This is a genomic window from Microcoleus sp. D3_18a_C4, assembly GCF_036702415.1.
In the GTDB taxonomy this organism is placed as follows: Bacteria; Cyanobacteriota; Cyanobacteriia; order Cyanobacteriales; family Microcoleaceae; genus Microcoleus.
Window position 1 is genome coordinate 1 of sequence record NZ_JAUBTI010000053.1, and the last position, 15,507, is coordinate 15,507.

Consider the following 15,507-nt stretch of genomic DNA (forward strand, 5'->3'; position numbering starts at 1 on the left):
GTCCTTTTTGGACGGGCGGGACGCCCATCCCACAATAACAATTAAAATTGTAAGTTATTTAATTCGCGATCCAAAAAAAGAGAGATCGGGTAGAGAAACGTGGTTTTTGGATATTGGTACGCTACTCACGGTAAAGTTTTGTAAAAAAATCAGTGGAAATGCGTAAAAATTCTGCGCCGAGTCTGATTAATACATAGCTGATTCATAGTACCGCGATCGCACTAACTTTATGCCAGTTAGGGCGATCGCTTTTTTAGTAATACCAGTTTCAAAAAAGAATGCAACTGCAGACAAGCTCCAAACCAGCAGCTTCATCAGTAATTACCAAATCTAAAATCTAAAATAACCTGACTACTCACTAATCACTAATAGCCACTCGATCGCGCCCGCCAGACTTAGCCCGATACAGTGCCTTATCTGCAGCTTCAATCAACATTTTCGGGGAATTTTGACCTTCAGAAATCGTCGCAACTCCCAAGCTGAGAGTCACAGAATCACTGACAACAGACTTGATGTGGGGAATTGCCAAAGCTTTGACGCGGCTGCGGATTCCCTCCGCAATCGCCTGTGCAGCCACGATATCCGTATTTGGCAAAATTACCCCAAATTCCTCGCCGCCGTACCTAGCAGCCAAATAGAGGCGTTCTGCGGGTGCGTTCGTGCAAGCATCCCCGATCGCCCGCGCCACTTGCTGCAAACAAGCATCCCCGGCTTGGTGGCCGTAATTGTCGTTGTAAAGTTTAAAACAGTCAATGTCGCACATAATCAAAGATAGCGGTTCCAAAGAGCTCGACTGCTCCCATTCTCGATTGATCACCTCGTCAAAACGGCGGCGGTTAGCTAGTTGAGTCAGACTGTCCAAATTCGCCAACCCGTCCAACCGCTGGTTAGCCACTGCTAGCTGCTGGTAAAGTAAAGATTGTTCGATCGCGATCGCAACTTGAGTACCCAACTGACTCAGCAAATCCACGTCAAACTGCTGCCACTGGCGGGGTGCCGAACAGTGGTGGGCAATCAGCAAACCCCACAACTTCGGCACTTGACAAGAACTGTTGCCTTCCCTCGGTTCTATTCCCTTTTGGACAATCGGCACCACTAAATTTGCCTTCACCTGACACGCCTCCAAAAAATTAATGTGGCACTCGGTCAAACTAGAAGCATGAATATTCTCTACGGCGCGAATGCGACCCTTTAAATACTGTCCGATGTAAGTATTGGCAAAACAGCAATCGTCAATTGCCATCCCCTTCAGTGGCATCCATCCTTCTGCAACCGACTCCACCACCACATCTCCGTTCCAGTCGGGTCGGAAGCGGAAAACCAGCACGCGATCGGTTACCAAAAACTCCCGCACTTCCGCTACTGTAGTGTTGAGAATATCTTGGAGATCCAGAGAAGAACGGATGCGCGATTGAATCTGTGCGATCAGGCGTTCCCGTTCTATTTGTTGCCGCAGCGCGACTTGGGCTTGCTTACTTTGAGTAATGTCCCGGCCTTCCGGCAGTAACAAGACTATTTTGCCAGTTTCATCGGCGACCGGTTTGAGAGAAAAATCAACAGTTGCCGTCCGATTTACACCTTGAACTTCCACTTCATAGCGGACAAATTCGCCTTTTGCCGATCGAGAAATCGCCTCTTGCAACTGTTCCTGAACTTCCTCAGAATCTCCCCACCAAGGCAACCGCCAAAACGGTTTATTGGCAACATCCCGTAGCTTAATTCCCGCAAAATCCAGAGAAGTTTGGTTAGCTTCCAGCAGAGTGCCGTCCGGTTTCAATAAGCTCACAAATTGGAAAGAAGAATCAAAAATTGCCCGAAAGCGCCTTTGAGAATCTCCCAACATTGCCGTCACCTTTTCGCGAGAGGTAATATCGCGGAAGCGCCACACCCTGCCAATAATATTTTGTCCGACTCGAATCGGCTGCGTGTAGCGCTCAAAAGTGCGGCCGTCTTTAAATTCTAGAATATCGCAACCTTCCGACTCCGCATCGCTATAAAATTCTTTAACTCTCTGCAAAAAAGCCCTCGGATCTTTAACTTGCTTAGTGAGGAATGCCAGCCGCACCGTTCTATCCATTGAGTTTCTAACTTCTTCATAAATTCCCCACATTTGAACTAACTTTTCGTTATAACTAATCATTTCTCCGGTGGTAGTAACGGCTAGAATGCCGTCTGCAGTTGCTTCTAAGGTAGCGTGCAGCAGAGAGCGCGATCGCTCTAATTCTGCTGCGAGCAATTTGCGTTCCGTGAGGTCTCGGACTGCTTTCACCTGTACTAAACGACCTTCCCAAAATACGAATTTGCTGCGAACGTCAGCAGGAAAAGCAGTTCCATCTCGCTTGAGAAAAATAGTTTCACAGACTGTATTGCTGGCTGCAGAAATCATTTGCGACGCCTGTTTGTATGATTTCGGCGACAGTAGTTCCAGCAAGCTCATTCCCACCATTTCCGCAGGTTCGTAACCGAAAAGTTCCGCAAAAGTGCTGCTGACGCTCAAAATTGTGTCGCGGTCAGCCACGGCAACTGCTTCAAAATAAGCTTCGCATTCGAGCAAGCGATCGGCTGAGTGGCTGCTGCCATTTTCGCCAGAGGAATAGCGGTTGTTAATTAACTGTTGCAATTGCGTATTTGCCGAGTACAAAGCGGTCATGGCTTGCCTGTACATAGCAGTACGTTTTTCTACTTTTTGTGCGAGGCGATCGCGATATTCTCGCAGTTCTTTCTCGACTCTAATTAAATCAGTAATATCTACTGCAAACACGATTACGCCCGCAACTTTACCTGTTTCATCGCGGTAAGGTATTTTATCCGTCCGCACCCAGCATTTTTGACCCAAAACTGTTGGTAGCAGTTCGACTTGCCCCTGCTTGGGAACGCCGGAATTGATTACTTCCAAATCTTCTAAATAATATTGCTCTGCTTCGTCTGGATAGATTTCATAAAAAGATTTACCTTCTAATTGAGCTGCGGGCAAACCTCTCGATGCAGCGGCGGCTTGATTAATTCGCAGCAGGCGACTTTCGGTATCTTTGAGCCAAATCATCGCCGGCACGGAATCAAAAATAATTTGCTGTTCTTGTTGCTGCAGGCGTAGTTCGGCTTCTGCTTGTTTTCTTTTAATTATTTCTTTTTGCAGTTTTTGGTTAGCTTTTTTGAGTTCAGCAGTGCGTCTTTCTACTCTTTCTTCGAGTTGATCGTAGTATTGGGTCAGCAAGTTTTGCTGCTGTTCGTGCCGCATTGCTTCTAATTTTAACTTTTCGCTAGCTGACAAACTTGAGGATACAAAATCTGCTAATATTTGGGTAAATTCGTGTTCTTCTTCTGTCCACTCACCGTGGGAACCCTGGCGTTCAACGCTGACTATTCCCGCCATTTTACCTGCTAGCACAATCGGTACGTTTAACAGGGAAGTCGTACCCCGATCGAGCAAATAAAGACCGACAAGTTCTCGCGTTCTGGGGTCATTTTCTGCAGCCAATGTTGCGATCGCACTTGCCGATTTTAAAGCTTGAAAATAGGCCGGACAGTCGGATGCTGTGATGATTATTTGTACGGAATGCAGTTTAGTATTTTGTTCGTAAAGGTCGATGCAGTGAAGCTGCGTTTTGTCTTCGCCATACAGCCAAATACTGGCTCGATCGCAGTTGACAATACTAACAGCGGTTTCTGTTACTTCGCGGATGAAGCCTTCTATATTGTGGCGTTCTTTAAGTTGACTTTTGGCTAATTTTGCGATCGCTAAAGTTGGACTGCGCCAATTTGCTATCTGGTTGGGCGAGGTGGGTGACTGCGAAGCCGCCTTAATTTCTTCGCAAACTAACAGTACAGCCGGCCGTTGGAAATTGGCAATTGAACGACCGTTAGTATTTTCCTCTATTTTCCAATCAACCGCCGGCATGGCGCGCGCGGTTGCTTTTACCCTAATAATCCTGCCGTCTTTGCAAGTCAAGCAGCCTTCCCAACAGGCAATTTTTGGAGTTGGCGTACCGTTTTCCGGCTGGGCCAATCCGGCAAATTCTGCCTGCATTTTGCCTTGCTCTTGGCAATAAAATATGTTAAAGATTGAATGACAAATTAATTCCTGCGATTTGTAGGCAAGGCGAGACGCGCCGAATTGATTGAGCGAAAAAACTCTTCCCAAAGCGTCGAGAACGAAGTAAATGCCCGGAAAATTCTCGTAGAGAGTTCCATACCAATCTTGTTCGACTTGTTGGCTGCACGAAAGTTTTGCTGCCGCGAACTCGCCGTCGGTGTCGAGCAAGTGAGAATAGTTGGTTTCGGGGTTGCTTGAATGACTTTTTTTAGCAAACACTTTTAGCTTAACTCGACTGTAATTAATTTTACTTTCTGGAATTTAACTTTTTTGTGAAACTAAATTAAACCTGTTGTTTGAAAAAAGTTACAAATTGTAACAAAATTACCACTTGTCCAGCACCCTGATTTTCGCTTCCCAATGCAACCACTGTGTTTGTTTGTAGCTGGTACACGGTCTGCCGACGATATTTCCCGCTAGTTGCAATGCCAGCAGGTTTAACTGCAATTACCCGGTCTGTACTTTTAGCATCCTAGACAATAAAAAAAAACCGGCAATCACTGATTTTAAGTATATATGATAACACTCAAATACCTAGTATTGGGACTGACCTACTTCGGATTCGGTTGGGGATATTGGCCGGGGCGGCGGATGAACCGGGCGGCGGTTGCAATTATCGAGTCATATGAGTGCGGTGGCTTTGGGGATACTCGACCTGAAAACTGCTTGGGAGACGATCGACCCCAGTACGATGTTTTGTGTTGGGAATGACCAAGAATTTCAAAGGTGGTACCCGCCACGTGATTTATCCGTGGAATCAATCCAAAATCGAAAATCGAAAATTCTCAAGAAAGAGCATTTATCCGTGGGGTCGCCTCTAAAATCTAAAATCTAAAATCTAAAATCGATTGACGATCGTGAATCTAATTAATTAGACTGTTTAATAAATATTTATAATACTTAAGTTAAGTAAATCTTATAATGCACAATCGGCCACGAGCTTTAGTCCTATAGTTTATACTTAATCTTGTGCAGCAAACGCTAAGGAGGTAAGAAAGAGTGAGTATCCAACCCGCTGCGAAACCCAGACTTAATTCTGCGTTCAAACAACTGATGTCCTTACACTGGGTAATGTCAGCTTGCTATTTAGTGCTGTTTATTACCGGTACGTTTATGGCTCAATTGCCGAGAGAATTGTTTATTCGAGGCCCCCTTTACGATTTTCACAAATCCGTAGCCGTGCTGACAATGGCTTTGCTGACTTGGCGGATTTTAACTCTCCTCCGGGTATGGTCGAAAAAATATACGAAACGCCTGCCAAAGTTTACCAAGGAATGGTACAAAAATTTGGCTCTGCACGCAACTTTGTACGTTTTTATGTGGCTAGTTCCGGTTAGTGGTTTCTTTTTTTCTAACTCTTTCAAAAGTAACAATGTGAAATTTTTCGGCCTTGTTTTGCCGGATGTCTTTCCGCAGAATTCCGCAATGGTTGAGCTGGGAAGGAGTTTGCATTTTTGGCTGGCGTACACATTTTTAGCCTTCGTGATTTTGCATATTTTAGAGCAGAAGAAAGTTGTGAGAGCTAATTGGCGTAGGTTGACAAATTTTGTTAGCACTAAGTTCCCAAAGTCTCAAAAGGTTGGATAAATTTGTGATGGGGTACTATTCTCCATTGGTAGCGGTAAGGTGCAGGCTGCCCACCGTACATAATTAGTTGATGCGTCCAGGACTATTTATGACAAATTGACTGCAAAACTCGCTATTTTCCACGGTGATATTGTGAAACTTGTCCCATCGTCTGACTTTTGGGGCAAATTTATGGGTTGTTCTAATAAATCGACAGGCTGACTAATCGCCAAACTCAAATCGCTTTTTAATTCCAACTTCGCCTCTTCACCGTGACACTCGCAACACCGCAAAATCCACAAATTAGAATCATCTTCCGATTGTTTGAAAGCCATCAGCACTAAATTTTCGGCGGACAAATCCAAAAACTTGCCAACTGCGGGCAGAGTCTTGTGGCCATTTTTCTCTAACTTGGGTAACACCTTTACTAGCAGTGGTAAATTCAACTCGTACCCCTGTCGAACTGTGCCGGCATCCTGCCAATTTCCAGCATGGGGATAGACTGCACAAGTAAATTCCGAAACTCCTACATCTGCTTGTTCGTCCGGCCAAGTCGAACCCCGAAGCAAAGTTAGGCGAATTTGATTTGGTTGAAGGTCGCAACCGTATTTACAATCGTTGAGCAAACTCACTCCAAAACGGTCATTGCTGATATCAGTCCAGCGCAAAATCGGCACTTCCCATTTGGCTTTTTCGGCGGGTGTTTGCGGCTTGGTTGTGCGTGCGATCGCACCGCCGGGAATTTCGCAAGTTGCCAAATCTGCTTCTACATTTAACCCAAAGGCTGCTTTTACTAAAACGTGCTTTTCTTGCCAATCTGCCACTGTCTTGATTTTCAGCAGCGGCGAACCTATTTCTACTATATAATCTTGGCAAAACTCCGACTTGCCAATTTGTCGGACTACGCGCAAACTCTGCCGTAATTCCCCCCGCTCTACCCAACAAATATCTTTGAGTATCGGCGCTGGTAGTTGATGTTTTTCATAATTTGGGTCAATGTTCCAAGCATCCCAATATTGGCCGCTGTCTTGAAATGCTTGCAGTTGATTGCCGCCTGCTGCATTCAGGACTTCTCGGTTATTTACTTTATCCCAAATGCTGGATAAATCCCCAGTTTGGCCGTCTACAGTTGCCCGAATAAATTCATTTTCTAGAACCATTTGTGCGGTTGCAAAATGCGTTTCTTGACAAGCTGTGTTTTTTTGTGCTATACCGTATGTAAGTTTCGATAACTCTGTCTTTTTTTCGGTTTCTGGACTCGCGGACGCATTATCAACAGTTTGAGCGTCTTCGCGACACAGCCAAAACACCTGGTAGCCAACGGCGGGGATATTATTTGCCCAAAATAACAGTGTAGAGTGCGATTGCGGTCGATCGCCCCTGACAATCTGCGAAGCCAGTCGCCGTCGGGACAAGTCGTAAATTTGCCAAGCTGAATCAGCAGCATCGGGAAGCGGTACAGCGACAATCTCAGAGCGATCCCAATTGAGAGTATTGAAAATCAAAATCGGTTGAGTGTCGGGCGCAGGAGGGGAAGAAAGAGAAATTTGAGCCGAGATTGCATCCAAAGATTTTAGCAGAATTTCGCGACAAGTGCGATCGACCTCGGCAAAGGCTAGATTAGCATCCGCGTAGACTTGGGCGATCGCAGAACCGGGCAAAATATCGTGAAACTGGTTAAACAAAATTTGTTTCCAAGCTGATTCTAACTCAGATTTCGGATAAACCGCACCAGTACAAATAGTGGCCAGCGAAGACAGCAACTCCGCTTGGTAGAGCAATTCTTCGCAGCGGCGGTTTTGGCGTTTTTGGTCGGCGCGAGTCGTGTAGCAACCCCGGTGGAATTCTAAATAAAGTTCGTCTTTCCAAACGGGGAGAGTTTTGAGTTGTGAGATGGGAGGATTTGCATCCGAAATTGCCGACAAGTTGGAAAATTCTCGCGCCGACAAATTCCCGACGGTTTCGACAACTGGCAAATTTTCCTGATTGTCCGATTCTGAAACATCGCTTTCTGGCTTAGTTGCGGAAATTGCCGACAAATTGGACAATTCTTGCGCCCGCAAAATCTCCTGATTATCCGGTTTGGCCACATCGCTTTCCTGCGAACTTTCCGCAACTTCAGGCAAAAACTGACCCTCAATCAAAGACAAATAATCAACCGCTTTCGCAAACTCCAACTTCGGGAAAAAAGGCGACATTTTCCAGCGTTTCGCCACCTCCAACATATCACGAGTCGGGCCACCGCCGTGGTCGCCAACCCCAGGCAACCAAAGAGCATCTTGCAAACCAGTCTTAACTTGCCAGTCAAAAGCATAACTTGCCATTTTCACAGATTCTATGCCTTCACCAATGGGAGGAGACATCATACTAAATATTTTAGTACCGTCCAACCCTTCCCACCAAAACGCACCGTGCGGAAATTCCGTTGAATCATTCCACCGCAACTTTTGCGTCACAAAATAATCAACTCCACCTTGCCGCAAAATCTGAGGTAATTGCCACCCAAAACCGAAAGTATCCGGTAGCCAAGCTACCCGCATCAATTCCCCAAATTTTTCTTTTGCATAACGCTGGCCGTAAAAAACTTGCCTCACCATTGATTCAGCAGAAATCAAGTTTAAATCCGGTTCTACCCACATCCCGCCGACAACTTCCCAGCAACCCGCCGCCACCTGTTTTTTAATCGCAGCAAATAAATCCGGTCGATGTTCTTCCATCCAAGCATAAAGCGCCGGAGTAGAATGACAGAAAATCAAATCGGGAAACTCCGATTGCAATTTCAATACCGACTCAAAAGTTCGCTTGGCCGCTTCCCAAGTTTCCGGGACAGGCCACAGCCAAGCTAAGTCTAAATGAGCGTGACCCAGCAAATAGATTTTACCTGTATATATAGATGTCAGGTCGCCACTTTCTCCTATATATATAGATGTAGCATTGCTATTTTCTCCCACCTCAAAAACCTCATCCCTTCTTCCTCCCTCTGCGGCCTCTGTGGCCTCTGCGGTTCCCTCATCTAAATCCCCAGAAAAAGATGTCAGAGCACCACTTTCTCCTATATATATAGATGTAGCATCGCTATTTTCTCCCACCTCAAAAACCTCATCCCTTCTTCCTCCCTCTGCGGCCTCTGCGGCCTCTGCGCTTCCCTCATCTAAATCCCCAGAAAAAGATGTCAGTTCACCAATTTCTCCTATATATATAGATGTAGCATCGCTATTTTCTCCCACCTCCGAAACTTCCTCCCTTCTTCCTCCCTCTGCGGCCTCTGCGGCCTCTGCGGTTCCCTCATCTAAATCCCCAGAAAAAGATGTCAGCTCACCACTTTCTCCTATATATATAGATGTAGCATCGCTATTTTCTCCAACATCAAAAACCTCATCCCCTCTTCCTCCCTCTGTTCCCTCTGTGGAACAGGCGTCCCGCCTGTTCATGTCTGCGGTTCCCTCATCTAAATACCCCAAAAAAGCCCGCAGATATCCCAATAAATTGTGCCGCAAAACAGACAGCGAGCGATCGAACTTTTCGCGATCGCCCACCGCCGACCAATCAATCAAACCAAGCGCCAAATCAATCTCAGATTTCAGCATTTCCCCCTTGACAAACCTGGGGCGATTTGCTATTATTTCGGTGGGGAGGTATTGGGAATTTTCCCTTTCTAAATTTTGAGTTAGCGAATTTTGCAAAATCTCTAATTCCGCAGCCACAAAACCCGGATCGAAACAAGAAGAGTCAGCAGCTTCGTACAAACAAATCGATCGCACTAAAGCACCGTTATCGTGACCCGGACTTACCAACCGCAAAATTACTAAAAATTCATCTCCGGGATTAGCCGACGAACTCAACAAAACTCGATCGGCAAAATCAAATAAATCTCCCCGTCCGACTAACTCGCCGTTGACAAAAATTTGAGCATCTTCTGCCCACCAAGTCAAGCCCAGCAGCAACCGCAAACCAACCACAGGATAGCCGTGCAAATTGTCAGGAATTACAAATTGCTGGCCCAAATACAAAACTTGCTTCCCAGACGGCCAAGCAATATGTCCTTTCCCGTTAAGTTCGGCAACGGGGCTGTTACAAATATTTACCGAAGAGACAGCCGAGTCAGAATCGCAGTACCTCCAACCAGACTGAACCTCCACTTGGCTGAGGCGGCGCAACTTTTCGACAGTGGCAGAAATATTGTTGCTAGCAGGTGACACAGAAGCGCTCATATTTCGCTAAAATAGGAATTGTGTATTAATCAAAGATCGGATTGAACTCACATCTTGCACTATTCTCAAGAACAGGCAAGATGCCTGTTCCACAAAGAGTGAATTTTCTTGTGGGGAGTAGGGGTGGGCATCCTGCAGTCAGTAAAAGGCTTATTGACATTGGTGCAATATCTTATATCGAACCGCGAAGACGCGTTCGGCGAAGCCGTTCCCGAAGGGTAGGACGCGAAGAAATAAAGGTTTCAGAGGGTTTGAAGCTTCGATTAAGATATCGCTTTGATTTTACAGCAAATTCAGCAATTCCGGCGCGAATCAAAAATCTGAATTCAAGAATTAAACTTATGTCCAACGGTTACTACGGCCCATACCAAAGCCGACTATTAAATTTTATATCGAAACAGTCCCGTCAAGTGGCCGACAATTGCGATCGAACTTGGCGTCAAATTAAAGAAACAACTCTCACCGCCACCCAAATTCTGCTTTATCCAGCTTATTTGCTGGTGCAAAGTTCCCGAATGCTGGGCCGACAGTTGCGGGCATCAAGTCAAAAAGTAGATTTACCGGAACTGCAAGAATTTGGCGGTGACGAAAATCCCGATGGGCAACAAAATTGGTATCAGGGGGAAACTTCCGACGAAAGTTCGATCGCCGAAATTTTGCACCTCGCCGAAAATTTACTAACCTCGTCGCAAACCGCGAAAACTTTAGCCAGCTTCCCGCTGTTAATAAACCAGGGAAATACTGCTAACAATTTACACCCGGCCGTAAATTTTAGCGGACAAATCGCCAAGCATCAAACAACTTCCGTCTTAGAAAACCCGCTTGCTAAAACTCAATTAAAACCGCAAGCGAAAGTTGAGGGAATTGCCAGTTTTATCCCAGCCCGCACTTTAGTATTGGTGGGAAAAGAAAATCAGATATTAGATATTTTGACACCCCAACAGCAGGAAATGCTCGAAGGTCGCATAACTTGGGAAATTGCCAACAGCGGGCCCGAACGGCGGGAAATTACCCAAAAAGAATTAAAATTTAATCTCGGTTTGGAATCGGCTGCCAAAAAAGCGCAGTTGCCGCCGGTGCGTCGTTTTTGGGAATTGATGGCATGGCTTCAGACGAGTCCGGTTGCCCTCAAAAGAAATCAGTTTGGAGAATCAATCCTCGCAGTTAAAAAATCGATCGACCGCAATGCCATCCTAGTCCAAAAAGCCCGCGCGCAGATCGAAGCACACACCGCACAGCAGTCAATTGCTGCATCGAATTCGATCGACCACAATACCCCAAAACTAGAAACTAATTTTAACAGCAAGTTCGATCGTCTAGTCAGCAATCCTCTCTCCTTTGTTACATTACTCGATCGCGCCGCCGTCAACATCGAGGAATTAACCCTACCGCCAGCGCTAAAAACAACCGCCGCACCAACAGAAATCCCCGGAGTAAAAATTAATACATCCGGCACAGACGGCAATTTAGATTTTTCCGCCCGCGAAATCCTGGAAAAATACGCGCGAAACATCGAAGGAATTATTTGGTCGTCAGTAGACCACCTCCTCGGCAAAGAAACAGCAGCCAGTGATAATACGGAGAAATCTATCTCAATTAAGTATTATTTACAACAGCTAGAAGAGGAAAAAAATACGCAAAAAAGCCCAGAGGTCGATCGACCGTGGCTGAACTGGCAAGACTTATTCGGGGAAGCACCACCGCAGCATTTAATCGACGGCAGTTCCGAACCAGAGGCAAAAGCTCAAAGCCTAATATCACAAACCAGCCCAAAAGTCAAGCAGCAAATTGCAGAAGTAGGAGAATTGCCAGAAGGTCGATCGACCGCAGTCTCAATATCCCCTTACCCCGAAGCACTTCACCGCCTGCTGGGGCAGCTAAAACAGAGCTTGCTCACAAAAAGCCCAAAAAGTCAACCCCAAACAGCATCGGATTTATCTGATTTAGCAGTTACTCAAAAAAATAGCTCTGCACTCGCAGCAGAATCAACCCCAGGGCGCGCGCCGGAAACCCAAGTGCCAAAAAACACAAACCCGAACAGCCGACAAAACAACCAATCCCCAGCAGCAATCACCGCGCCAACCCGCAGATACACCCCCGCAACCCCCGCAACCCCCGCCGCAGCCGAACCCAAAAATCACAGCGCAGGCGTCCAACCCGAAGACGAATACTTAGAAACAAAAGCAGAATCGATGGGATACATTAAGCACCCCCTAGAACAAGTGCTCGAATGGCTCGATCGAGTCATGCTGCGGCTAGAAAACATCGCCGAGCAACTCTGGAATTGGGCAAAAATCAACTTGCCAAAAATCCTCAAAAGCAAAGAGAAAATTGACTAATCTTTAGCCGCTCGGATAATTTGGTTTAAAACCCCGTCCTTCGCTTGACGGCTTTTTCTAATGTTAACTAATCTAACACATTGATTTAAACAAATGAATATAGTAGAATGGCCACATCAGACAAGATTTAAAAACCTACCCCCGGACTGGGGGAAAGTCTACGCCCAAAACATTCACAGAGGAGATATGACTACGCACTTAGGTGCAAACGTGGTCAGCCTGGGAACCCTAGAAATAGGGGTATTAAGGCAGTAATGTATTAAGAATCCTCACGCCTTCAGGCTGAGGACTGTCAAGCCATCTTTGGAGACTCCCACAGTGCTAACCCTCAAAATCGTCGTTAATGTAGTTGTTTTATTTTTTGTTTCCCTGTTCATATTTGGATTTTTGTCCAATGACCCAGCGCGGAACCCCAACCGCAGAGACATGGAATAAACAAGTTATCTCGGCCGCTTGCTGAGGGGCACGCCACCGCAGCCCCCCAGCAAGCCCGCAAACCCGCAAAAATTAGTCGAAAAAAACTTGACCTCGCACCAGCAGCGAGGTTATCTTGTGGCGGAAGCAAGTTCTCAAATCAGCCCTATTCCGGCGCGCCAAAGCCACTGCAAATTTCAGATGTCAGATTAATCTCTAAAAAGTTGCCTTTTAGATGCAAAATATTCAATAATTTGCACCCTATAAAATCTAAAATCTAAAATCTAAAATCTAAAATCTAAAATCGGATGACTTACCTGTTGTAACTATGCCCTATCCGGTACCGCCGCCCGAACCCTCTGCCATCATCTACATCGCAAAGCAAAAAAAAGTCGCCCTCACTGTCGCGGCCGGCGATGGAGACACCCGCAGCAACCCCGCAGAAATACCGGAACCAAGCCCAGATATCGTTCAGCCAGAACCCACACCAGCCCCAGCAGAACCCGCAGCCACACTCCTCGGCACTACCCCAGCCACCGACCAGCCTCCAGAAATCGCCGACCCCCTAGCGGAAGTCGAAAGCGGCGACGCAGTTCTGGGATTTCAGGGTCATGCCCCTGTGGGAGAACGCCAAACAGCAGAAACTCCGAAAGATTCCTCGTTTACAGCTTACCAATTGGGTTCAGTAGAAAATGCCATTGCCATTCGGAATCGGGAACGAACCGCAGAGGCCCAGAGAAAACAGGAGAGAAATCTTGTAGGAAAGCAGGAAAGTTGGTATCAGGCCCAAGGCCGGCAGTTAGAAGATAACTCACCCCAACCTGCGGAGATTCCCGTTCCCGAACCCGCGCTAGAACCAGCACCCAGCGGGCAACAGGAGTTCGAGATTCCCGCACCAGCAACCACCCCCGCACCCAGAACCCCCGCTGCGCCGACACCGAAACCTAAACCAGCCGCGCCGCCGGGAGTCCGCACCGCCCCTTCTGGGCGGACGGTGCCTTTTCCGGTGACTCCGGCCGATACTATCGAAGTTAAGGCCGACAGCCAAGAATTCGACGATAAGCAGCAAATTGTCACGGCGGTTGGTAATGTCGTCGTGCGGTTCCGGCAAACTGTGATTGATGCCGATCGGGCGATCGTCAACTTAGTCACCCGCCAAGTGGTAGCATCCGGCAATGTCGCCTATACCCGCGGCCAACAAGTAGTACGCGGCCAGCGGATGGAGTTCAATCTCGGCCTCAACAGCGGCGCAGTCGAACAAGCCAGGGGCGAAATATTCCTGCCCGCAGCAGGTAGCGAATTGACTCCAACACTGCCGACGGATATCAGTGCCGGGACGATTCTCGAACAGCCGCTGAGCGATCGAATTACCAGCCAGCAGCCCCTGCGCCGAGTCAGATCCCCCGGCGCAGCTACAGTGACTATCGGCGGCGGCGGACAGCTAGCAGCCCCCCAAGTGGTCGGCGCGGTCAACCGCATCCGCTTTGAAGCAGAACGCATCGAACTGCTGCCAGACGGCGCGAGGGTAGCAACCAACATTCGGCTTACTAACGACCCGTTTTCCCCCCCGGAATTTGAATACAGGGCCCGGAGGGCGACGATTAGAAGGATTTCGCCCACGGCTGAGGAATTGGTCACAACTAAACCGCGCTTGGTGTTCGACAACCGGGTGAAAATACCCGTGTATCCCCGCCGGCAAGTGTTTGACAGCAGGCAGCAAAACGGCCCGTGTTTGACCTTTGGCTACGACGGAGGCGAGCGCGGCGGTTTGTATGCCGAGTGCGGTTTTGAGGTGTTGCAAAATGGGCCGGTGCGGCTGACTCTGACACCCCAAATTTACCTGCAGCGGGTTGTGGAAAAGCACGGTGGCAATCCGTTTTTTCCCGATAGCTACGGGCTGAAAGCGAGGTTGGGCGCTAGTCTGGGCCCGCGCACCAGCCTGGACGGATCGGCAATCTTTCTGAGTTTTGAAAATTTCCCGAATTTGCCGGAAAACAGCTTTCGGGGCAATTTGCGCCTGCGACAGTCGATCGGCACTCACACTCTGGCCGCAGAATACAGTTATCGCGATCGGCTGTTTAACGGTTCTCTGGGCTATCAAACCGTCCAGAGTAGCCTGGGGGCCGTCCTCACTTCCCCAGTCATCCCACTCGGACGCACCGGCCTCAATCTCAGCTACCAAGCTGGTTATCAATTTATCAATGCTGACACCGATCGACCAGACTTGCTCGAACCAGTGCGGGAAAACAACCGCATCGATCTGGGCCGTTCCCAACTCAGCTTTGCCTTGAGCCGCAGCTTCAGCTTGTGGGAGGGCGAACCGCTGCCCCGCACTCCCACCCAGGGTTTGAGGTATACGCGGTCGCCGGTGGTTCCTTTCTTGCAACTGGCCTTGGGACTCCGGGGAGTTGGTACTTATTACAGCAGTGGCGATCGACAAAATTCCCTCGCCGGCAGCGTCGGCATTCAAGGGCAGTTCGGTCATTTCTCCCGCCCTTTCCTCGATTACACTGGGTTTAACGTGACTTATACCCAGGTGGGGCGCGACGGTATCTCGCCGTTTTTATTCGATCGCTTAGTAGATTTGAGAGTCCTGTCTTTTGGGCTTGTCCAGCAAGTTTACGGAGGCTTTCGAGTTGGATTTCAAAGTGCTATTAATTTAGAAAGTGCGGAAACAATCAGTACGAATTACACCTTAGAATACAGCCGCCGCAGCTACGCAATTATTTTGCGTTTTAACCCTGAGCGTCAAGTCGGCAGCCTGACTTTTAGAATTAGCGACTTCAACTGGAATGGGACTCCCCAACCTTTTTCCGGGGACGCGCGAACTGTAGAAGGAGGAGTGCGTTTATCCGATTAATTCAATTGGTCATTGGGAATTGGT

General features: G+C 47.6%; 8 protein-coding genes. 5 read left to right on the forward strand and 3 right to left on the reverse strand.

The genetic code is table 11. The features are described from left to right. Positions 1–186 precede the first annotated feature (186 nt). Positions 187–315, reverse strand: a complete 129-nt coding sequence (locus QUB16_RS21010) for a hypothetical protein (protein ID WP_333319051.1) — start codon at positions 313–315, stop codon at positions 187–189. Between the two features lie 43 nt (positions 316–358). Then, the gene (locus QUB16_RS21015) at positions 359–4,312 is read right to left on the reverse strand and encodes a PAS domain S-box protein (protein WP_333319053.1); all 3,954 of its coding nucleotides are present in this window, start codon (positions 4,310–4,312) and stop codon (positions 359–361) included. A gap of 297 nt (positions 4,313–4,609) precedes the next feature. On the opposite strand from QUB16_RS21015, the gene QUB16_RS21020 reads away from it, so the two are divergent. After that, a complete protein-coding gene (locus QUB16_RS21020) occupies positions 4,610–4,804 on the forward strand; it encodes a hypothetical protein (protein WP_333319055.1) in 195 nt (64 codons plus the stop codon). A gap of 288 nt (positions 4,805–5,092) precedes the next feature. Next, the gene (locus tag QUB16_RS21025; protein ID WP_333319057.1) at positions 5,093–5,680 is read left to right on the forward strand and encodes a cytochrome b; all 588 of its coding nucleotides are present in this window, start codon (positions 5,093–5,095) and stop codon (positions 5,678–5,680) included. 86 nt (positions 5,681–5,766) lie between these two features. Here the strand turns inward: QUB16_RS21025 and QUB16_RS21030 are convergent, their stop codons facing one another. Beyond that, the gene (locus QUB16_RS21030; protein WP_333319059.1) at positions 5,767–9,870 is read right to left on the reverse strand and encodes an alpha-mannosidase; all 4,104 of its coding nucleotides are present in this window, start codon (positions 9,868–9,870) and stop codon (positions 5,767–5,769) included. 341 nt (positions 9,871–10,211) lie between these two features. Here QUB16_RS21030 and QUB16_RS21035 point away from each other — a divergent pair, with 341 nt between their 5' ends. The 3 genes from QUB16_RS21035 (at position 10,212) to QUB16_RS21045 (ending at position 15,483) form a co-directional block, all read left to right on the forward strand. After that, positions 10,212–12,209, forward strand: a complete 1,998-nt coding sequence (locus tag QUB16_RS21035) for a hypothetical protein (RefSeq protein WP_333319060.1) — start codon at positions 10,212–10,214, stop codon at positions 12,207–12,209. Between the two features lie 318 nt (positions 12,210–12,527). Then, positions 12,528–12,644, forward strand: a complete 117-nt coding sequence (locus tag QUB16_RS21040; RefSeq protein WP_039887172.1) for a photosystem II reaction center protein I — start codon at positions 12,528–12,530, stop codon at positions 12,642–12,644. A gap of 307 nt (positions 12,645–12,951) precedes the next feature. After that, positions 12,952–15,483, forward strand: coding sequence for a DUF3769 domain-containing protein (locus tag QUB16_RS21045; RefSeq protein WP_333319062.1), 2,532 nt, complete (start codon positions 12,952–12,954; stop codon positions 15,481–15,483). Positions 15,484–15,507 lie beyond the last annotated feature (24 nt).

Excerpts from the sequence above, each read along its gene's own strand:
- QUB16_RS21010 (WP_333319051.1), bottom strand. The coding sequence starts at position 315 with ATGAAGCTGCTGGTTTGGAGCTTGTCTGCAGTTGCATTCTTTTTTGAA.
- QUB16_RS21045 (WP_333319062.1), top strand. The coding sequence starts at position 12,952 with ATGCCCTATCCGGTACCGCCGCCCGAACCCTCTGCCATCATCTACATC.
- QUB16_RS21030 (WP_333319059.1), bottom strand. The coding sequence starts at position 9,870 with ATGAGCGCTTCTGTGTCACCTGCTAGCAACAATATTTCTGCCACTGTC.
- QUB16_RS21035 (WP_333319060.1), top strand. The coding sequence starts at position 10,212 with ATGTCCAACGGTTACTACGGCCCATACCAAAGCCGACTATTAAATTTT.
- QUB16_RS21020 (WP_333319055.1), top strand. The coding sequence starts at position 4,610 with ATGATAACACTCAAATACCTAGTATTGGGACTGACCTACTTCGGATTC.